Source organism: Vibrio sp. R15-SG3-ISO1B, assembly GCF_059833835.1.
Genome location: NZ_JCBDGG010000055.1, coordinates 49,391 through 68,404 on the forward strand (window position 1 = coordinate 49,391; position 19,014 = coordinate 68,404).

Genomic DNA, 19,014 nt, shown 5'->3' on the forward strand with positions numbered 1-19,014 from the left:
TAATCAAGTTCTGACATGAAAAGGCATTAAATATCAGAAGGATAGAGTGAATGACAAAAAGAACAGAACAAGAAATTTTTGATGAGCTAGAGCAACTATCTTCCAACGAAGGGTTTATCGATGTTTTATCATTTTTATGCTGGAAAGATACATTTGTCCATGGGGAAAATGGCACCTTAGACGAAGAAGCTTTTGCTAACAATTTTGATCGCTCCAAATTATGCCGCACCGAGCTAGCAACACTCTATGGCTTGATGTGCAAATCAGGGGTTTCTGGCGGCAGTTTAACACTTAGTGAAACACTTGAATATGCTAAGCAGGTTTATAGTTTGTTCGAGGAGCTGCACAGGTCATTTTACAATGTGAAAGGCATTGATAGCGCACTGGAAACGCTAGAATCATTCAAGAATATAATAAATGACTCTGCTTTCATGAGGGAGGCTATCTTCTATAGTGGGGAGAGTGTATTCAAGCACCAGTATCGTGATTTAGTAAAAATCAGATACCAAAAAGATAACGAATGGCTCAAGGAAAACAAAGGCTTTGTCATTGAGGACGCCGTAACTGTTTTGGAGACTATTGATAAGCTACAACTGATGAAGCTTAATGCCTTTGTACCTAAGACTTTCCAAAGTGAAAATCAGGCGCAGTTCTCCTCAGCTTTTTTCTTTAGTGCCGATGAATTAGATAGTCAGTCTGGGCTTAGTAAAGACGTCATTTTGAATGTTCTTTCTGCGCTGTCCTCATTACCCACTAGTGGAATGAGTGCATTCTCTAGTGCTGATGACTTTAACCATAGGAACGCTTTCCCAATTCTCAAGCTAGGTGATAATTCATTTGCTTCTTTCTTATCTTTCTCTAATTGGGAATCTTTATATGAAAGCCCCTTCTTCTGGTTCAATGCAGATAATACCTATAAAAAGATAGCGAGCGACCACAGGGGTGAGTTCACAGAAGAATTTACAGCGAATCGCCTAAGAAAAGTGTTCTCCCCTCAAAATGTATACACAAACATTGATATATACGATGGGAAAAACAAGGCGGGTGAAATTGATGTTCTGGTAGTTCATGGTAACTATGCAATCGTGGTACAAGCGAAATCAAAGAAGCTTACGATTGAGGCTAGAAAAGGAAACTCAAAGCAACTTAAGTCAGACTTCAAAGCTGCTGTTCAAGATGCGTATGACCAAAGCTACCTTTGTGCTGAACTACTTCAAAGAAAAGATGTTACGTTTAAGGACGAAGAGGGAAATGTTGTTGCTTTGACACATGACTATGAATCGATATTTCCTGTATGCATTGTTTCGGATCACTACCCTGCTTTAGCCTCCCAAGCACAGCACTTTTTGAAGCATGCCGTTACTGAAACTATTAAGCACCCATACGTAATGGATGTGTTCTTGATAGATATGATGACAGAAATGCTAAGCTCGCCATTGTATTTTTTAGATTTCTTTATCAAGAGAAGTGATTATGGTGACTCAATACAATCTAATCATGAGTTAACAACACTTTCGTGTTATATCATTCAAAATCTATATTTTGTCGAAAATCCAGATATGGTAATGCTTGATGATGACGTCTCTTCGTCACTAGAGCTAGCAATGTTAGCAAGACGTGAAGACGGTTTTGAACATATACCTAGAACACCAAGAGGAATACTCACAAATTATTCTGGAACACACATCGGTAACATCATTGATGATATCAAAGACTCATGCGACTTGGGCCTAATGAAATTAGGGTTCCACATTCTCTCGCTCAGTGAAGATTCTGGAAATATTATTAATGATGCCATTTCACAAATGGTTGCGCTTCACAGAAAAGATAACAAACATCACGATGCCACCTTACCAATATTAGAGGCAAGAAAAGGCTTAACGATCCATGTTAACAATGATGCGGATGATATATCGAGTAAACGTCTGGCAAGTCACTGTGAAAAGAGAAAGTACACATGCAAGGCTGATGAGTGGGTAGGTTTGTGCATTAATCCTGTTTCTTCGAGATTTAGATTTGCTACTTATCATCGGTCAAAATGGGAACCCTCAATTTCTATGGACAAATTGGTCGAGAGCTTACCTAAGATAAGCGAATTACATGAAGTGAAAAATGGGCGGGTTGACTTTCAAGGCAATCGGAAGACTAGGGGGAAAATAGGACGTAACTCCTTATGCCCCTGTGGTAGCGGAAAAAAATATAAGCGATGCTGTATCTAATGGGGAAGTGCAGGTAACGCCTTGCCCACTTGTGCTAACAAGTACAAAAAAGGCGCTCATTGAGCGCCTTTTTTCTCTAAACTGAACTACCTTATAGAGATTCAGTAAACGTACGTGCGATAACGTCACGTTGTTGTTCTGGAGTTAGAGAGTTGAAGCGCACAGCGTAACCAGATACACGGATTGTTAGCTGAGGGTACTCTTCTGGGTGCTTAACAGCATCTTCTAGAGTTTCACGACGGAGCACATTTACGTTCAGGTGTTGACCGCCTTCGATCTTCGGAGCCGCTTCGATTGCAACTTCACGAGACTCGTATTCACCTAGATCAGTAGCTGGAACTACTTGGTCAGCTTCGTAGCCAGAAGTTGCTGCAACACAACGAGCTTCGTTCTTTTCAGTGTCTAGCAACCAGATTGAGTTCAGTAGTGAATCGTTAGCTGCTTTTGTGATTTGAATACCTTGGATCATAGTGGTTTTCCTTTTGATTTGATTTTAAATTTTATGACTTATTCTGATCTTTACTTTGTTCTTTAGTCGAAAAATATGACTATTGAAAAGTACGATGATTTTTTACCCTTATGACTGTCAAAACCATTGTTGAGGAAGGCTTTGAAGAGTATAAGTCATACTTTTTAGTAGTCTATCTCTCCAACGTTATAGGTGCTGACCACCTTCGATCTTTGGTGCCGTTTCAATGGCTACTTCACGGCTTTCGTACTCACCCAATTCGTTAATCGCTACGACTTGGTCTGCTTCGTAGCCAGTGTTTGCCGCTACGCAGCGTGCTTCATTTTTCTCGCTGTCTAGTAGCCAGATTGAGTTAAGTAGTGCGTCGTTTGCTGCTTTAGTAATCTGAATGCCTTGAATCATTACTGTCTCCTAGTCCACTCTTGGGTGGTGAGTTGGTGTTAACTTTCGAATTTCGTTGAGCTACGTATTATATAGCGAATGTCCCTTATGATAGTATTGATTTAGGTCAAAAAATAACTAAAAACATTAATTATTTTAAGGTTAATTCTTTGCGATAAATCAATAAAACCTTTAAAAATAGTGTTTTAAAAAATATTTTAAAATATTAACTATTTTTTGAATGCTATGAATGTTGTAAATTTACTACATTTTGCATGTATTGATTGAGACGCAGACGATAAGTTGTTGTAATTCCATCCCCGAACTGAAAGTGTAAAGTGATTAAATGACAATCTCATCATCGAACAGTGATAGAAAATGGGTCGGCGCGCATGTTTCCGCCGCGGGTGGTGTCGATATGGCACCGATTCGCGCTCATGATATTGGCGCCAACGCCTTTGCTTTGTTCACCAAAAATCAACGCCAGTGGGCGGCGAAGCCACTCGACGCAGAGACCATCGCGCGTTTTAAAGCCAACTGCAAAAAGTACGGCTTTACACATGAGCAAATCTTACCGCATGACTCCTACCTGATTAATCTTGGTGCGCCTGAAGAGGAAAAGCTCGAAAAATCTAGAGTGGCATTTATTGATGAAATGTGGAGATGTCAGCAGTTAGGACTGAGCTTGTTGAATTTTCATCCTGGGAGTCATTTAAAGAAGCTTTCTGAGCAAGCGTGTTTAGCTAGGATCGCCGAGTCGATCAATCTCGCCCATCAAGCGGTGCCAGATGTTGTCGCAGTGATCGAAAATACAGCAGGCCAAGGCACGAACCTTGGTTGGCGCTTTGAGCATTTGGCGCAGATCATTGAACAGGTGGACGATAAAACTCGGGTGGGCGTTTGCCTCGATACTTGCCACACCTTTGCCGCTGGCTATGATCTTCGCAGTGTTGAGGCATGTGAAGCGACGTTTTCCGAGTTTGATCAAGTGGTCGGCATGCACTATTTACGGGCGATGCACATCAATGATTCAAAGTCGGCCTTGGGCAGCAAAGTGGATCGCCACCATGCGCTGGGCGAGGGGGAGATTGGCTGGCCATGTTTTGACTATATCGCCAATGATGCACGGTTTGATTCTATCCCTTTGATATTAGAAACAATTAAGCCTGATCTTTGGCCTGATGAAATTGCTCGTTTGCGCCGCATCGATCAAAAATCATCGGTAAATGTCTCAGCGTAACTAAAATTGGCACCAATCTTTCATAGTAAATAGTGATGTTACTCACAAGAGGGTGCCTATTATGCCTCATTCAGTTGTTACACCTGCGATCCGTTTTGCACGTTTACCTATGCCCAACCGTCATGTGAATGGTCAAGGACATCATCGTTCGCCGCAACCTAAGCGTTAAGTGAGTTTAGCTCGCCTAACAGAGGGCTTTGCTCTTATTGTAACTTTTGCGACAATCCGCTGATTGATTGGACAAAAGGAACAGACAATGACCCCTTCACTCACGTGGCAAGATGTGATTGGTGAGCAAAAGCAGCAGACCTATTTTCAAGACACTCTCGCGTTTGTTGACGCAGAGCGTGCGGCGGGCAAAGCGATTTTCCCGCCAGCGAAAGATGTCTTTAACGCGTTTCGAGCGACCGAGTTTGGCGATGTGAAAGTCGTGATCTTGGGCCAAGATCCCTATCATGGTCCTAATCAGGCGCACGGGCTGTGTTTTTCTGTCCTGCCGGGTATCAAGACGCCGCCATCGCTCGCCAATATGTACAAAGAGTTGGCGCAAGACATCGATGGCTTTCAGATTCCTCAACACGGTTATTTGCAACGCTGGGCAGAGCAAGGGGTACTGCTTCTGAATACGGTTCTGACCGTGGAGCAAGGTAAAGCGCATTCGCACGCCAAAACGGGGTGGGAGACCTTTACGGATGCCGTGATTGATGCGATCAACCGCCATCAACAAGGCGTTGTTTTCTTGTTGTGGGGCGCGCATGCGCAAAAGAAAGGCCGTTTTATTGACCGTAACCAACATCATGTATTGACGGCGCCGCACCCTTCACCGTTATCGGCGCATCGTGGCTTTTTGGGCTGTGGGCACTTTTCGGCGACCAACGAACGGCTTGTCGCGCAAGGAAAAACACCGATTGATTGGCAGCTGCCTCAAACTGTTGAGGTATAAAGCCATACAAAAATAATGGTAAAGATGTTGTTTTTTCGAACAGCATCAAAACACGCTTTGCGTTTCTCTAATACACTGTTTACGTGTCGGTGTTAAGGAGAAACGCTATGATGATTGAACGGATAAGGCGAGAGCATGGATACATGGTGCGTTTGCTCGCCATACTTCGCCATAAATTGAACCAGTTAAAAGACGAGCGTCCCGTTAATTACGCGGTTCTGCGTGAAATCGTCGATTATCTGGCGACCCACTCTGAACGGGTCCATCACCCGAAAGAAGACATTCTCTATCACTACTACCAATCGCATTATGGTCAACACCATAAGATTGATGATCTTGAACACGATCATCAGGCGCTATCAGAAAAGACCCATGATTTTTTGCAAACGGTGGATATGGTCTTGCAAGATGCAGTGATCCCGCAGCAGGTCTTCATTGACCAGTTAGAGTCGTTCCTCAATATGCAAAAACAGCACCTCGAAATGGAAGAAAAGCAGGTCTTCCCGTACTTAATGGATGTCTTTACGGTAGAGGATTGGCAGGCAGTCGAAGCTCAGTGGAGTGTGTGCGAAGACGACCCAGTGTTTGGTGAGACGATAGCAGAGCAATACCAACAGTTGGCAGAGCGCATTCATCAAACTGAGCACGAGTGTACGTGATCCTTTGCTCTTCCTAGCGCGTGAAAAGCAGAAAGAGAGGCTCAAGGCCTCTCTTTCTTAATTCTTAGTATTCGATGCTCTCCACATCGTCAAAACCGATATCCATATCCATCAGCTCTTTCTTTAGCCGTTGACGATCTTTGATTGCTTCGATTTCTCGCCACTTACGTTTAACGGGTTTAGAGCGCGCTGCTCGTGCGCGCGGCGCCTCATAGTCCATAAAGTCATCAAAATTTAAGCCTTCCATAAGCTACCTCATTTTATCGTTATGACCGTCCTAAACGGGGTAAATTCTTAATACCACTCAACGTGGAGACTAACCATGATTCGTTTCTCATTTGTTACGTTTCGATGAAGTTTTTTCTGACTTTTCTTCACTGAATCACAAAAAATCGTGCTTGAGGTGGTTGAAATTTGTTCAAACGAGTTCACGCAAACGATTAAATGCGAAAAAAGTGGATGTTAAAGGCTTGTGGAGGTGATTAGGGTTGTGCGTGTCTCTTGCCATACAAGAGTGGCATTAAACCATACTTCATTTTTTATCTTGATGCTCAGTGCATCGAGAGCCTCGCAAGCTATGCGGAGTAAGGGGTTGTCTGTTGCTTTGGCGGCATTAATAGGTCGTCATTGGCAAGACTCTGTGCGTTGTTAATTTTTTATTGAGTTGTTTTGTTGTTGTGTGGTTTTTGTGCTTGTTTGTGTTAACTGTTGGTGATTTTACGGTGAAAAATAACAAGCTTAGTCTCACTGTTGCGTATTGATTTTTGTTTGCTCAGGTTGCATTATCGCGCCGTCAAAATTTCCGCTGAGATGTAAAGGACGTGCCTTTGGGGCGTGACACGCTGAGGTTGCAGACAATGATAATATATAGTTTGAGCTACACTTTGACACTCAACAGCGCAACCCAACGTAGGCTCGGATGCCTAACCAGCGAACACTCACTATGAGGATCCTATGACAGACTTAATTAATTTGATGAATGACCTGCTGTGGGGGTCTATTCTCGTTTATCTACTGGTTGGTGTCGGCGTTTACTTCACCGTAAGACTGGGCTTTATCCAGTTCCGCCACTTTGGCCACATGTTCTCAGTGCTGAAAAACAGCCGTAAAGCCGACCAAGCGGGTATCTCCTCTTTCCAAGCCCTTTGTACCAGTTTGGCGGCGCGTGTCGGCACGGGTAACATGGCGGGTGTGGCCGTTGCACTGACTGTTGGCGGCCCTGGCGCTATTTTCTGGATGTGGTTGATTGCCATGCTAGGTATGGCAACGTCATTTGCAGAGAGCACGTTGGCACAGCTATACAAAACGAAAGACGATGACGGTAACTACCGTGGTGGTCCTGCTTATTACATGGAAAAAGGCTTGGGCATGCGCTGGATGGGCGTGATGTTCTCCATCTTCCTTATTATTGCCTTTGGTTTGGTCTTCAATGCCGTGCAAGCAAACTCGATTGCTAGCGCGATGAATACCGCGTTTGGTTGGGATACCAAAGTCGTTGGCATTGCAGTGGTATTGCTGTCTGCTGTGGTTATCTTTGGCGGTATTAAGCGTATTGCAAAAGTGGCTGAGCTTATTGTACCGGTTATGGCGCTGGCTTACTTGCTATTGGCGATGTTTATCATGCTGACCAACCTTGAGAAGTTGCCAGGCGTGCTTTCACTAATTATTAAGAGCGCATTTGGTCTGCAAGAAGCGGCGGCTGGTGGCCTAGGTTATGCGATTGCTCAAGCGATGATCAACGGCATCAAGCGTGGCCTGTTCTCGAACGAAGCGGGTATGGGTTCTGCGCCTAATGCAGCAGCTTCTGCAACGCCTTATCCACCACACCCAGCGTCACAAGGTTACGTGCAAATGTTGGGCGTATTCATGGACACCATTGTGATCTGTTCAGCAACGGTAGCGATCATCTTGATGTCGGGTGAGTACCTAGGTACTGAAACGGCGGTGACAGGTATCGAGCTGACTCAGCGCGCGCTAAGCTCACAAGTGGGTGATTGGGGTGGGATCTTTGTTGCTGTAGCAATCTTCTTCTTCGCGTTTACCTCGATCATTGCAAACTACTCATACGCAGAAACTAACCTGATCTTCCTAGAGCACAATCACAAGGCGGGCCTTGGCCTGTTCCGTATCGTGGTTCTGGGTATGGTGATGTTTGGCTCTGTGGCAGCGCTGCCAGTGGTTTGGGATATGGCCGATGCATCAATGGGCTTAATGGCACTGGTGAACCTAGTAGCGATTATCTTGCTCTCTGGTACTGTGGTTAAGCTAGCAAAAGACTACAATCGTCAGCTTAATGAAGGCAAAGTTCCGACCTTTGATGCCAATGATTTCCCAGAGTTGAAATCTCAGCTTGAAGATGGCATCTGGGATCAAAAAGAAAAGAATTGATAGCTGAATACTATTGAAATGATTCATAAAGCCGTGCAGACATTGCACGGCTTTTTTTGTACCCTAAGGTAAACAATCAATAAGAGTAAAGTCATGTTAATCGTCGTTTCTCCAGCGAAAACCTTAGATTACGAATCACCCTTGGTGACCGAAACCTACACACAGCCTGAGTTAATTGACTACTCCAAGCAGTTGATTGAGGTGTGCCGTAAACTGACGCCAGCCGATGTGGCGAGTTTGATGAAGGTCAGTGACAAAATCGCCGATCTGAACGTTGGCCGCTTCCAAGAGTGGAGCGAGACATTCACACTCGACAATGCCCGCCAAGCGATTTTGGCGTTCAAAGGCGATGTCTATACAGGTCTTGATGCCCAGACACTCACAGAGGCGGATTTCGAGTACGCTCAGCGCCATTTACGTATGCTGTCTGGCCTTTATGGTCTGCTTAAGCCGCTTGACCTGATGCAACCATACCGTCTTGAAATGGGGACTAAGCTTGCCAATGAGAAAGGCACCAACTTGTATCAGTTCTGGGGGAATGTGATTACCGACAAGCTCAATCAAGCGATCACCGAACAAGGGGACAACGTCTTGGTCAACCTAGCCTCCAATGAGTATTTTAAGGCGGTTAAGCAAAAGAACTTGGATGCGCAGGTGATTACGCCGGTGTTTAAAGACTGCAAAAACGGCCAATATAAAGTGATCAGCTTTTATGCCAAAAAAGCGCGCGGCATGATGGCGCGTTTTATTATCGAAAACCGCATCGAGAGTGTCGCGGATTTGACCCAGTTCAACACGGCGGGGTACACCTTTGCTGAGGATGAGTCGAGCGCGACTGAGTTAGTCTTCAAACGTGAAGAGCAGTAGTGAAGGCGAGTGGTCATCGTTGCTAGCATCGGGCAGGGGAGTCATGCACATGTGGAAGAGATTAAAACATTGGCTTGAGCGCTACGACGCTTGGTGCCACTCGATGGGCCTTACTCCTGGGCAAAAGCGCAGTTGCGTGCCGTACCGATCTGAGGATGCAAGGCAGAGCGACGCTGCCACTTCGTCCTCATCACCCACTTCAAAGGCGCAGCAGTAATGCGCCTTTTTGATACTCACTGTCATCTCGATTTTGCCCCATTTAAGGCTCAATTGGGGGCAACATTGCAAGAAGCCAGTGAGCAAGGAGTCGAGCGTTTTCTTGTTCCTGCGATTGGCGAAAGCAATTGGAGCGATCTTATTGCGCTATCTCACCAGCACACGAGCTTGTACGTCAGTTTGGGGTGCCATCCCTATTTTGTTCACACCGACTCATTGATTGAGGTCAGTCGCCTAGAAGCTCAATGTGAGTCGGCAGGCTCAGTGTGTGTCGCGGTCGGAGAGTGCGGCTTAGACGCCATGATCGATGTCGACGCTCTGCGACAAGAAGCGGTGTTTGAGGCGCAGATCAGCGTGGCCAAGAACCTGCGGCGGCCCTTGATTCTTCACGGGCGAAAAACCTATCACCGCTTGTTGCAACTGCTTAAGCAGCACCGTTTTCACTACGGTGGGATTTTGCATGGGTTTTCCGGCAGCTATCAACAAGCGATGCAATTTGTTGAGCACGGTTTCTACATCGGTGTGGGCGGAGTGATTACCTACCCAAGAGCGAATAAGACGCGTCAAGCGGTGACGCAGGTGCCCATCGACCATCTTGTTTTGGAAACCGACGCGCCCGACATGCCGTTGTCAGGGTATCAAGGCCAAGCCAATCATCCTAAGCGTTTACCCCAAGTGTTAACGACATTGGCGCAACTGAAGCAGAGTTGTGAGCAAACGGTTGCGGAAAACGTTTGGAAAAACAGCTTTTTGGCACTGTCTATTTGTGAATGAATTCTAAATAAAATGTGCTTTTTATGATTCCTATGAACTTTAGTTGCGATCTTTGTCACACTTACGAGTGAACGAGTGGTGAATCTTATCAGAAACTGTGAACGCGGCATTACTTTATCGGTGGACGGATGAGTATAATTGCTCGTGCTTTTGAGCTCCATTTTGTAACACGCCAACAAATAACTTAATAAGGAAGTCATAAACTATGAGCCTGTTTATGAGCCTAGTCGGTATGGCAGTTTTGATCGCTATCGCGCTTCTACTGTCTGATAACCGCAAAGCTATCAATCTAAGAACTGTGGGTGGCGCTTTTGCTATCCAATTCATCATCGGTGGTTTCGTTCTGTACGTACCATGGGGTCGTGATCTTCTAGCTGGTTTCTCAGCTGGTGTACAAAACGTGATCGACTACGGTAAAGACGGTACTGGTTTCCTATTCGGCAGCCTAGTTAACTTCTCAGTTGACGGTATCGGTTTCATCTTTGCTTTCCAAGTACTACCGACGCTAATCTTCTTCTCTGCGCTAATTTCTGTACTTTACTACATCGGTGTGATGCAGTGGGTTATCAAGATTCTTGGTGGCGGTCTACAAAAAGCACTGGGTACATCACGTGCCGAGTCTATGTCTGCAGCAGCGAACATTTTCGTAGGTCAAACTGAGGCACCACTTGTGGTTCGTCCGTTTGTACCTAAAATGACTCAGTCTGAGCTATTTGCAGTGATGTGTGGTGGTCTAGCGTCTGTAGCAGGTGGTGTACTTGCTGGTTACGCTTCAATGGGTGTACCTCTAGAGTACCTTGTTGCTGCATCATTCATGGCAGCACCAGGTGGTCTACTGTTCGCTAAAATCATCAAACCTGAAACTGACACGCCAAATGACGATCTAGGCGCGGACATCGACGGTGGTGACGACAAGCCTGCTAACGTTATCGATGCAGCAGCTGGCGGTGCGTCTGTCGGTCTACAGCTTGCGCTTAACGTTGGTGCAATGCTACTTGCGTTCATCGGCCTTATTGCTCTTATCAACGGCATCCTAGGTGGCGTTGGCGGTTGGTTCGGTATGCCTGAACTGACACTAGAAATTCTTCTAGGTTACATCTTCTCACCACTTGCATTCCTAATTGGTGTGCCTTGGGAAGAAGCGACGCTAGCGGGTTCATTCATCGGTCAGAAACTGGTGGTGAACGAATTCGTTGCTTACCTAAACTTCGTTCCTTACGTTGGTGATGCAGCTCAAGTTGTACCAGCAACCGGTGAAGTGATGTCGACTAAGACAGCCGCTATCATCTCGTTCGCGCTATGTGGTTTCGCAAACCTTTCTTCAATTGCGATTCTACTAGGTGGTCTAGGTGGTCTAGCGCCAAACCGTCGTCACGACATCGCTCGTATGGGTGTGAAAGCGGTCGCAGCAGGTACTCTGTCTAACTTGATGGCAGCAACCATCGCTGGCTTCTTCCTATCTTTCTAATTTAAGAAGCGATAGATTATATAGACGCCGTTTTATAAGACCCCGTAGTTGCATAGCTTGCTATGTACTACGGGGTTTTTTCGTTGTTTAAAGGTCTGGAGTGTGTCCAGACAACAAGATTCATAACGTTTGTGCAGTGGATAAAACTCAGCAATCGTTAAGCCGGATCTTTTTTGAGATACAAACCGTTTGCGCTCTGTGTGCGACTACAGTTTTGCGATAAATATCTATACTGTATAGGTGTAAAGAAAATAGGCCTAAACTGATGAATGATGTGATTCTCGCGACCTTAGCGGGCTTTGTTGTCGGAATCCTGTTTTCCGCCATCAAGCTGCCCATTCCAGCACCTCCAGTATTACCGGGAGTGATGGGAATTGTGGGCGTTTATCTTGGTGGTGTAACCTTTCAATGGTTCATTGAGCGGTTTTTTTAGTTAACGCTAATTAATACAAGGAGTATGATTAGCGCGGCAACATCGGTTGCCTGAGGCGTCACAAAGCGCCTAGACACGTTAGACACCGCAATCGCAGATTGTTGTGCCATAGACCAAATTGGTACTGTGCGGTGACAAGGATAGCAATTGGTACATGTTCGCTGTATGTAGCAAGTCTTCAAGGAACCAAGTCCGTTCATTAATGATTACACCTTAATCATAGGGATTAAGGCGGTGAAATTTTTGAATATTGATCGGAGATAGAAATGAGCGATTTAAAAGCAGCTGCACTACGTGCACTAAAACTTATGGACCTAACTACGCTGAATGACGATGACACTGACGCGAAAGTTATTTCACTGTGTCATGATGCAAAATCAGCGGTAGGTAACACAGCTGCCATCTGTATTTACCCTCGCTTTATTCCTATTGCTAAGAAGACCCTTCGTGAGCAAGGCACACCTGACGTTCGTATCGCAACGGTAACGAACTTCCCACACGGCAATGACGATATCGAGATTGCGGTAGCGGAAACCAAAGCTGCTGTGGCTTATGGTGCTGATGAGGTCGATGTGGTGTTCCCATACCGCGCACTAATGGCGGGCAATGAGGAAGTGGGCTTCGAATTGGTGAAGCAATGTAAAGCAGCGTGTGGCGATATCTTGCTCAAAGTGATCATCGAAACTGGTGAGCTGAAAGAAGAAGCGCTAATCAAGAAAGCGTCAGAAATCTGCATCAAAGCAGGCGCTGATTTTATTAAAACCTCAACAGGCAAAGTGCCGGTGAACGCAACACCTGAATACGCTCGCATGATGCTCGAAGTGATTCGCGATATGGGTGTGGCTGAGACCGTTGGCTTCAAACCTGCAGGCGGCGTACGTACCGCAGAAGATGCTGCCGCGTACCTAGCGATGGCCGATGAGATCCTAGGCGACAACTGGGTCGATGCGCGTCACTACCGCTTTGGTGCGTCTAGCCTGCTGACAAACCTACTCAATACATTAGAAGTAACAGACGAAACGGCGGATCCAAGCGCTTACTAAGCGACGTCGGTTTGTTCGGTGGCGCGTTGTTGCGCCACCTTACCTCTTTACCTTATTACCACCGCATTCAATGCGTGGGAGGCTCTAATGTACTTACCACAAGAAATTATTCGTAAAAAACGTGACGGTGAAGTGCTCACCGCAGACGAAATTAACTTTTTTATCCAAGGCGTTGCAAACGACAGCGTATCTGAAGGTCAGATAGCGGCGTTTGCGATGGCGGTTTTCTTCAATGAAATGACCATGCCCGAGCGCATTGCACTGACTTGTGCGATGCGTGACTCTGGCATGGTGATCGACTGGAGCCACATGAACTTTGATGGCCCGATTGTCGATAAGCATTCCACCGGTGGTGTGGGTGATGTGACCTCGCTGATGTTAGGGCCAATGGTCGCTGCCTGTGGCGGTTTTGTTCCTATGATCTCGGGGCGAGGCCTCGGTCATACCGGTGGCACACTGGACAAACTGGAATCGATTCCCGGCTACAACATCACGCCAAGCAATGAGGTGTTTGGTCAAGTGACCAAAGAGGCAGGGGTGGCGATCATCGGTCAGACCGGCGATCTAGCGCCGGCTGATAAGCGCGTTTACGCGACGCGTGACATCACTGCGACGGTCGATAACATCTCCTTGATCACAGCCTCCATCCTGTCTAAGAAACTCGCAGCGGGTCTTGAGTCTTTGGTGATGGACGTGAAGGTTGGCTCGGGCGCCTTTATGCCAACGTATGAAGCGTCAGAAGAGTTGGCTAAGTCTATTGTCGCGGTGGCCAATGGTGCGGGCACCAAAACCACCGCAATTTTGACGGACATGAACCAGGTCCTCGCCTCGTCTGCTGGCAACGCCGTGGAAGTGCGCGAAGCGGTGCGCTTCCTAACGGGTGAATATCGCAATCCACGCCTTCTTGAAGTGACGCTGGCCTCTTGTGCAGAAATGCTGGTGCTCGGCAAATTAGCCGACGACACACAAGACGCGCGCGCTAAATTAATGAAAGTACTCGATAACGGTAAAGCGGCAGAGTGTTTTGGCAAAATGGTGGCAGGCCTGGGTGGCCCAGCGGATTTTGTTGAGAACTATGAGCAATACCTAGAAAAAGCGGACATCATTAAACCGGTTTACGCGCAAGAGTCCGGTGTCGTTTCGGCGATGGATACACGCGCGATTGGGATGGCGGTGGTTGCCATGGGCGGCGGACGCCGCGTGGCCAGCGACAAGATTGATTACGCCGTGGGCTTTGATCAATTCATTCGCCTCGGTGAGATCGCTAGCAGCGAACAACCTCTTGCCGTGATCCATGCACGCAATGAGGCTCAGTGGGAAGAGGCCGCGCAGGCGCTGCGCAGTGCAATCAAAATTGGTGGTGAATACACCCCAACCCCTGAGGTTTACCGTCAGATTCGCGCAGAAGACATTTAATCGACGACATCATTACATTAGGCCCATTCAGGCACACAGCGGCTGAGTGGGCGAAAGGAATACGCAATGAAAAGAGCATTTATTTTAGTCCTAGACTCATTCGGTATCGGCGCGACGGCGGATGCGGATAAGTTTGGCGATGTGGGCTCCGACACACTGGGTCATATTGCGGATCAGTGTGAGCAAGGCCTAGCGGACAACGAGCAACGCCAAGGTGCGTTGCGCTTGCCGAACCTGTCTAAGCTTGGCTTGGCGATGGCGCATAAAGAATCAACCGGGCGCTTTGCACCGGGGCTTGATGCTAACGCAGAGATTATCGGTGCCTACGGTCATGCGGCAGAGCTCTCTTCCGGTAAAGATACCCCATCGGGTCACTGGGAGATCGCAGGTGTGCCCGTTCTGTTTGATTGGGGCTACTTTAGCGACAAATCGAACAGCTTCCCGTCAGCGCTGACGGATCGCATTCTTGAGCGTGCGGGTTTAGATGGATTTCTTGGTAACTGCCATGCATCAGGCACGCAAGTGCTCGATGATCTTGGTGAAGAGCACATGAAAACCGGCAAACCTATCTTCTATACGTCGGCTGATTCGGTATTCCAAATCGCCTGTCATGAAGAGACGTTTGGTCTTGATAGATTGCTTGAGCTGTGCCAAATCGCTCGTGAAGAGCTTGAAGATTACAACATTGGTCGCGTTATTGCGCGTCCATTTATTGGCTCGGGTAAAGGTCAATTTGAGCGTACGGGTAATCGTCGCGATCTCTCTGTTGAGCCGCCATCTGCGACCGTGTTGCAAAAACTGGTTGAAGAGAAGCAAGGAGAAGTGGTCTCGATTGGTAAGATTGCCGACATCTACGCCAACTGTGGCATCACCAAAAAAGTGAAAGCCACGGGTATTCCTGCTTTGTTTGAAGCGACTCTTGAGCAAATCAAAGCCGCACAGGACAACACCATAGTGTTCACCAACTTCGTTGACTTTGATTCTGCCTACGGCCACCGCCGTGATGTTGCAGGTTATGCGGCGGCATTGGAATACTTTGATGGTCGCATCAACGAAGTGATGGCACTGATGCAGGAAGATGATGTGCTGATTCTGACGGCGGACCACGGCTGCGATCCCACTTGGCCAGGAACCGATCATACCCGTGAGCACATTCCTGTGATTGTCTACGGGCAAAAAGTGCCGGCTGGGTCATTGGGTCGCCGCGAGTCATTTGCCGATATCGGCCAAACGCTCGCGAGCTATTTTGGCACTTCGCCAATGGATTACGGTAAGAACTTCCTCTAAAAGAGGCGGTTTTTCCCTGACTCTCACGCAGAGGTTGCAAGCGATAGCTGCTCACCTCTGCTTTATTTCATTCGTTTCAACTAAGGACATTGAATTATGGCAACTCCACATATTAACGCAGAAATGGGGGCATTTGCTGACGTCGTATTGATGCCAGGTGACCCACTACGTGCAAAATACATCGCGGAAACCTTCCTCGATGATGTCGTTCAAGTGTGTGATGTGCGTAATATGTTCGGTTACACGGGCACGTATAAAGGCCGCAAAGTTTCAGTAATGGGACACGGCATGGGCATTCCTTCTTGCTCCATTTACGCCACTGAGCTTATCAAAGACTTCGGTGTGAAAAAGATCATTCGTGTGGGTAGCTGCGGCGCGGTGAGCACCGATATCAAAGTGCGCGACGTCGTGATCGGCATGGGAGCTTGTACCGATTCGAAAGTGAACCGCATCCGCTTCAAAGGTCATGACTTCGCAGCGATTGCAGATTACAAAATGGTGCGCGCGGCAGAAGAAGCTGCAAAGGCACGTGGTATTGACGTTAAAGTCGGTAACCTGTTCTCGGCTGAGTTGTTCTACACGCCAGATCCAGAGATGTTTGATGTGATGGATAAGTACGGCATCGTGGGTGTGGAAATGGAAGCGGCAGGCATCTACGGTGTGTGTGCCGAGTACGGCGCGAAAGCACTGACCATCTGTACCGTTTCTGACCACATCAAAACTGGCGAGCAAACCACATCCGATGAGCGTCAAACGACCTTCAATGACATGATGGTGGTCGCACTCGATTCTGTACTGATTGGCGATACTCTGTAAGTATTCTTGCTTTGTTGTACAAAGAGCCCCGCAATCGCGGGGCTCTTTTTTTGAATGCTTACTTGTGGCTTAGCGTGTGGGTGAGGAGGGTTAACTCATCTCTTTGAGCAGTAAATTCTCTTGTTTCACTTTTGGCTTTCTGCGGATGATGAGCGCAAGCAGGAGGCCGGCAATAAAGCTCATCGCAACCATGGTGACCATGTAGCGGTCACTTTTTCGGTAGTAGTGATCGGAAAACGCTGTTAAGCGCCCTGTTTCGAACGTGATGCGCACAAAGCCAATCACCACACCGTCGTTGTAGATAGGCTCGACCAGTTGCTGTTTGCCAATGCTGGCGGTTTGCAGTGGGGTGTCCAGCCCCAATGTTTCCCGCACCGATTTGGCTTGATCGCTGGCCGCAAGACGAATGCCTTCGGCATCATAAATGGTCGCATCATACACCAAACGGTCGTTGGCCAATTGGTTAGCCAGTGCCAACAGCCGCTCTTGGTCGTCGTTTAAAATCATATCGCTGGAAGAGAGTGAGGCTTGCGAGATCAAGATCTTGGTCAATGTCTCAAGCTGGTTGGCTTGGATTTCCTCATTACCCTGAGTAATTTTGACACTGTTGACACCAATCGTCACCACCATTGCAATCAAGGCTAAGATCGCGACGGCGCGAATGGCCATCCGAAATGAGAAGAGTGAGGTGTCCATGAAAGCCCCGCGAGTTTAATTCCACCAATCGGCATATTGATACTTGCACAGATAAATTGCAATAGGTTAACGTGTGGAGAGAAATTCTAGGGAAGTGATACATGGACACGTTCAACACCGATATACACGCTGCTCTCTCGGTCAGCAAACCGCTTTCAATTCGTAAGCACATCCCACTGTGCAATCGTATACCAGAAACCCGACACACCAGCCGCTTTGATATCAATAAAGCCAATTGGATTGTTTTCGGTCACTACTTAAGCGCCAATCTCTTTGAAGATATCGATTTTTACACCGGGCAGTACAATGCGATTGTCGAAGTGTGGAAAGTCGGTCAATACGAAGTAGCTTTAATGGCCGGCGAGCTCACCACTGAGCATGAAGAAATTCTCCAAGCGATTGAGCTGGATTACGCTCGCCTGAACGACATTCCAGAGCTGAGCAAACCCGGATTGGTGGTGATGGACATGGACTCCACCGCGATTCAAATTGAATGCATTGATGAAATCGCCAAACTAGCCGGAGTGGGCGAAGAGGTCGCCGAGGTGACCGAGCGCGCGATGCAAGGAGAACTGGATTTTGAACAGAGCCTTCGTCAGCGTGTCGGCAAGTTAAAAGGGGCCGACGAGTCCATTTTAGGCTCGGTACTCGCTGAGTTGCCACTGATGCCTGATTTACCCGAGCTGGTGGCGACCTTCAAAGCGTTTGGTTGGAAAACCGCTATTGCCTCTGGTGGCTTTACCTACTTCTCGGACTACTTGAAAGAGACGCTAGCGCTTGATCATGCTCAGTCAAACCAATTGGAGATTGTGCAGGGCAAGTTGACCGGCAATGTCCTTGGCGACATCGTCGGCGCACAAACCAAAGCGGACATCGTGGATAGGCTAGCCGAGCAGTATGATATCGAACCACACAACACCATAGCCATTGGTGATGGCGCGAACGATCTTGTGATGATGGAGCGGGCGGGGCTCGGTATTGCTTATCACGCCAAACCTAAAGTGGAGCAGCAAGCCCAGTGCGCGGTGCGTTATGTTGGCCTTGGTGGTGTGATCTGTATTCTTTCGGCGCTACTGGTGAAGCAAAAGCGCGTCAGTTTTTGACGGCTTGCCTCGGGCGCTCTTCAAGCCTAAGCCCGACCTTTAAAAAAGAGTGAGCCGCCAGTGCGTCTCACTCTTTTGTTTATCATCCCTATTTCATCGATATGGACTTATTCCATCTCCTCCGGCTCAGACTCTTCTTGCAGCTCAAGCAAATTGATGGCGATAGAAACAAAGTCACTGTCGGTAATGATGCCGACCAAGTGGCCTTTGTGCACCACGGGCAAGCAGCCCACTTTGTGTTTTTGCATGTAGACGGCGCTCTCTTTGAGCCCTGCTTGTGGATCAACCGTCATCACGCTGGTTTTCATCACTTCGTATAGCGGCGTTTGTAGCGTATAAGATTGGCTCTCTGGTAGGGCTTGTAAGCTTGATTCTTGGGCGGCTAACACATCGCGATGTGACACCACACCAAGCAGTTTTTTATTCGCATCGACAATGGGAATGTGGCGGATGTCCAGTGCGGTCATCATGTTCTTTGCGTCGCCAAGATTGTGAGAGCGGAGAAGCGTGTGTGGATTACGCGTCATCATGTCTTCGACCTTGATCATGGCTGCCTCCTGAGTTGTTATTTTTTACTCTTTAAATATAGTCACTTT

The 19,014-nt window shown here is 47.4% G+C and carries 19 protein-coding genes and 1 pseudogene; 15 read left to right on the top strand and 5 right to left on the bottom strand.

Annotated elements, in window-relative coordinates:
• Nucleotides 1–50: 50 nt before the first annotated feature.
• Nucleotides 51–2,219 carry an NERD domain-containing protein gene (locus AC6R0S_RS17555; protein WP_500638454.1) on the top strand — a complete coding sequence of 723 codons (2,169 nt, stop codon included), beginning with the start codon at nucleotides 51–53 and terminating at the stop codon, nucleotides 2,217–2,219.
• A 91-nt stretch (nucleotides 2,220–2,310) separates the two neighbouring features.
• On the opposite strand, the gene grcA is transcribed toward AC6R0S_RS17555, so the two are convergent.
• The gene (grcA, locus tag AC6R0S_RS17560; protein ID WP_488537678.1) at nucleotides 2,311–2,688 is read right to left on the bottom strand and encodes an autonomous glycyl radical cofactor GrcA; all 378 of its coding nucleotides are present in this window, start codon (nucleotides 2,686–2,688) and stop codon (nucleotides 2,311–2,313) included.
• A gap of 189 nt (nucleotides 2,689–2,877) precedes the next feature.
• Nucleotides 2,878–3,090, bottom strand: a pseudogene (locus AC6R0S_RS17565) (autonomous glycyl radical cofactor GrcA); the annotation flags it as partial.
• Between the two features lie 325 nt (nucleotides 3,091–3,415).
• On the opposite strand from AC6R0S_RS17565, the gene nfo reads away from it, so the two are divergent.
• The 3 genes from nfo to AC6R0S_RS17580 all read left to right on the top strand — a co-directional run bounded on the left by nfo (nucleotide 3,416) and on the right by AC6R0S_RS17580 (nucleotide 5,911).
• On the top strand, nucleotides 3,416–4,309 hold the full coding sequence (gene nfo, locus AC6R0S_RS17570; protein WP_500631534.1) for a deoxyribonuclease IV: 894 nt from the start codon (nucleotides 3,416–3,418) through the stop codon (nucleotides 4,307–4,309).
• A 256-nt stretch (nucleotides 4,310–4,565) separates the two neighbouring features.
• The gene (ung, locus tag AC6R0S_RS17575) at nucleotides 4,566–5,252 is read left to right on the top strand and encodes a uracil-DNA glycosylase (RefSeq protein ID WP_500629204.1); all 687 of its coding nucleotides are present in this window, start codon (nucleotides 4,566–4,568) and stop codon (nucleotides 5,250–5,252) included.
• 107 nt (nucleotides 5,253–5,359) lie between these two features.
• Nucleotides 5,360–5,911 carry a hemerythrin domain-containing protein gene (locus tag AC6R0S_RS17580; RefSeq protein WP_334551402.1) on the top strand — a complete coding sequence of 184 codons (552 nt, stop codon included), beginning with the start codon at nucleotides 5,360–5,362 and terminating at the stop codon, nucleotides 5,909–5,911.
• A gap of 64 nt (nucleotides 5,912–5,975) precedes the next feature.
• On the opposite strand, the gene AC6R0S_RS17585 is transcribed toward AC6R0S_RS17580, so the two are convergent.
• Nucleotides 5,976–6,158: a DUF3545 family protein gene (locus tag AC6R0S_RS17585; protein ID WP_500626993.1), complete on the bottom strand. Its 183-nt coding sequence runs from the start codon at nucleotides 6,156–6,158 to the stop codon at nucleotides 5,976–5,978.
• Nucleotides 6,159–6,865: 707 nt separating this feature from the next.
• Between AC6R0S_RS17585 and AC6R0S_RS17590 the strand changes: the two genes are divergently transcribed.
• From AC6R0S_RS17590 to deoD, 10 genes are all read left to right on the top strand, one after another.
• On the top strand, nucleotides 6,866–8,299 hold the full coding sequence (locus AC6R0S_RS17590; RefSeq protein ID WP_500638455.1) for an alanine/glycine:cation symporter family protein: 1,434 nt from the start codon (nucleotides 6,866–6,868) through the stop codon (nucleotides 8,297–8,299).
• 93 nt (nucleotides 8,300–8,392) lie between these two features.
• On the top strand, nucleotides 8,393–9,166 hold the full coding sequence (gene yaaA, locus AC6R0S_RS17595) for a peroxide stress protein YaaA (protein ID WP_500633729.1): 774 nt from the start codon (nucleotides 8,393–8,395) through the stop codon (nucleotides 9,164–9,166).
• A gap of 49 nt (nucleotides 9,167–9,215) precedes the next feature.
• Entirely contained in the window at nucleotides 9,216–9,383 is a 168-nt protein-coding gene (locus tag AC6R0S_RS17600; RefSeq protein ID WP_500638456.1) for a DUF5363 family protein, read from the top strand.
• Nucleotides 9,383–10,156: a TatD family hydrolase gene (locus AC6R0S_RS17605; RefSeq protein WP_500638457.1), complete on the top strand. Its 774-nt coding sequence runs from the start codon at nucleotides 9,383–9,385 to the stop codon at nucleotides 10,154–10,156. Before AC6R0S_RS17600 ends, AC6R0S_RS17605 begins: the two co-directional genes overlap by 1 nt.
• 205 nt (nucleotides 10,157–10,361) lie before the next feature.
• On the top strand, nucleotides 10,362–11,624 hold the full coding sequence (locus tag AC6R0S_RS17610; RefSeq protein ID WP_334551393.1) for a NupC/NupG family nucleoside CNT transporter: 1,263 nt from the start codon (nucleotides 10,362–10,364) through the stop codon (nucleotides 11,622–11,624).
• A 265-nt stretch (nucleotides 11,625–11,889) separates the two neighbouring features.
• A complete protein-coding gene (locus AC6R0S_RS17615; RefSeq protein WP_500638458.1) occupies nucleotides 11,890–12,057 on the top strand; it encodes a XapX domain-containing protein in 168 nt (55 codons plus the stop codon).
• A gap of 266 nt (nucleotides 12,058–12,323) precedes the next feature.
• On the top strand, nucleotides 12,324–13,100 hold the full coding sequence (gene deoC / locus AC6R0S_RS17620; RefSeq protein ID WP_500626996.1) for a deoxyribose-phosphate aldolase: 777 nt from the start codon (nucleotides 12,324–12,326) through the stop codon (nucleotides 13,098–13,100).
• Between the two features lie 87 nt (nucleotides 13,101–13,187).
• Nucleotides 13,188–14,516, top strand: a complete 1,329-nt coding sequence (deoA, locus tag AC6R0S_RS17625; RefSeq protein ID WP_500631527.1) for a thymidine phosphorylase — start codon at nucleotides 13,188–13,190, stop codon at nucleotides 14,514–14,516.
• Nucleotides 14,517–14,582: 66 nt separating this feature from the next.
• The gene (locus AC6R0S_RS17630; RefSeq protein ID WP_500629208.1) at nucleotides 14,583–15,803 is read left to right on the top strand and encodes a phosphopentomutase; all 1,221 of its coding nucleotides are present in this window, start codon (nucleotides 14,583–14,585) and stop codon (nucleotides 15,801–15,803) included.
• Between the two features lie 96 nt (nucleotides 15,804–15,899).
• The gene (deoD, locus tag AC6R0S_RS17635) at nucleotides 15,900–16,619 is read left to right on the top strand and encodes a purine-nucleoside phosphorylase (protein ID WP_334551387.1); all 720 of its coding nucleotides are present in this window, start codon (nucleotides 15,900–15,902) and stop codon (nucleotides 16,617–16,619) included.
• Between the two features lie 90 nt (nucleotides 16,620–16,709).
• Here deoD and AC6R0S_RS17640 read toward each other — a convergent pair whose 3' ends face one another.
• Nucleotides 16,710–17,315 carry a YtjB family periplasmic protein gene (locus tag AC6R0S_RS17640; RefSeq protein ID WP_500626999.1) on the bottom strand — a complete coding sequence of 202 codons (606 nt, stop codon included), beginning with the start codon at nucleotides 17,313–17,315 and terminating at the stop codon, nucleotides 16,710–16,712.
• Between the two features lie 101 nt (nucleotides 17,316–17,416).
• On the opposite strand from AC6R0S_RS17640, the gene serB reads away from it, so the two are divergent.
• On the top strand, nucleotides 17,417–18,418 hold the full coding sequence (gene serB, locus AC6R0S_RS17645; protein ID WP_500638459.1) for a phosphoserine phosphatase: 1,002 nt from the start codon (nucleotides 17,417–17,419) through the stop codon (nucleotides 18,416–18,418).
• Between the two features lie 107 nt (nucleotides 18,419–18,525).
• On the opposite strand, the gene AC6R0S_RS17650 is transcribed toward serB, so the two are convergent.
• Complete coding sequence (locus tag AC6R0S_RS17650) at nucleotides 18,526–18,966, bottom strand: CBS domain-containing protein (protein WP_334551382.1); 441 nt, start codon at nucleotides 18,964–18,966, stop codon at nucleotides 18,526–18,528.
• Nucleotides 18,967–19,014 lie beyond the last annotated feature (48 nt).

Bases quoted from the DNA above. Each gene is read 5' to 3' on its own strand.
- AC6R0S_RS17555 (WP_500638454.1), top strand. From the start codon at position 51: ATGACAAAAAGAACAGAACAAGAAATTTTTGATGAGCTAGAGCAACTA.
- grcA (WP_488537678.1), bottom strand. From the start codon at position 2,688: ATGATCCAAGGTATTCAAATCACAAAAGCAGCTAACGATTCACTACTG.
- nfo (WP_500631534.1), top strand. From the start codon at position 3,416: ATGACAATCTCATCATCGAACAGTGATAGAAAATGGGTCGGCGCGCAT.
- ung (WP_500629204.1), top strand. From the start codon at position 4,566: ATGACCCCTTCACTCACGTGGCAAGATGTGATTGGTGAGCAAAAGCAG.
- AC6R0S_RS17580 (WP_334551402.1), top strand. From the start codon at position 5,360: ATGATGATTGAACGGATAAGGCGAGAGCATGGATACATGGTGCGTTTG.
- AC6R0S_RS17585 (WP_500626993.1), bottom strand. From the start codon at position 6,158: ATGGAAGGCTTAAATTTTGATGACTTTATGGACTATGAGGCGCCGCGC.
- AC6R0S_RS17590 (WP_500638455.1), top strand. From the start codon at position 6,866: ATGACAGACTTAATTAATTTGATGAATGACCTGCTGTGGGGGTCTATT.
- yaaA (WP_500633729.1), top strand. From the start codon at position 8,393: ATGTTAATCGTCGTTTCTCCAGCGAAAACCTTAGATTACGAATCACCC.
- AC6R0S_RS17600 (WP_500638456.1), top strand. From the start codon at position 9,216: ATGTGGAAGAGATTAAAACATTGGCTTGAGCGCTACGACGCTTGGTGC.
- AC6R0S_RS17605 (WP_500638457.1), top strand. From the start codon at position 9,383: ATGCGCCTTTTTGATACTCACTGTCATCTCGATTTTGCCCCATTTAAG.
- AC6R0S_RS17610 (WP_334551393.1), top strand. From the start codon at position 10,362: ATGAGCCTGTTTATGAGCCTAGTCGGTATGGCAGTTTTGATCGCTATC.
- AC6R0S_RS17615 (WP_500638458.1), top strand. From the start codon at position 11,890: ATGAATGATGTGATTCTCGCGACCTTAGCGGGCTTTGTTGTCGGAATC.
- deoC (WP_500626996.1), top strand. From the start codon at position 12,324: ATGAGCGATTTAAAAGCAGCTGCACTACGTGCACTAAAACTTATGGAC.
- deoA (WP_500631527.1), top strand. From the start codon at position 13,188: ATGTACTTACCACAAGAAATTATTCGTAAAAAACGTGACGGTGAAGTG.
- AC6R0S_RS17630 (WP_500629208.1), top strand. From the start codon at position 14,583: ATGAAAAGAGCATTTATTTTAGTCCTAGACTCATTCGGTATCGGCGCG.
- deoD (WP_334551387.1), top strand. From the start codon at position 15,900: ATGGCAACTCCACATATTAACGCAGAAATGGGGGCATTTGCTGACGTC.
- AC6R0S_RS17640 (WP_500626999.1), bottom strand. From the start codon at position 17,315: ATGGACACCTCACTCTTCTCATTTCGGATGGCCATTCGCGCCGTCGCG.
- serB (WP_500638459.1), top strand. From the start codon at position 17,417: ATGGACACGTTCAACACCGATATACACGCTGCTCTCTCGGTCAGCAAA.
- AC6R0S_RS17650 (WP_334551382.1), bottom strand. From the start codon at position 18,966: ATGATCAAGGTCGAAGACATGATGACGCGTAATCCACACACGCTTCTC.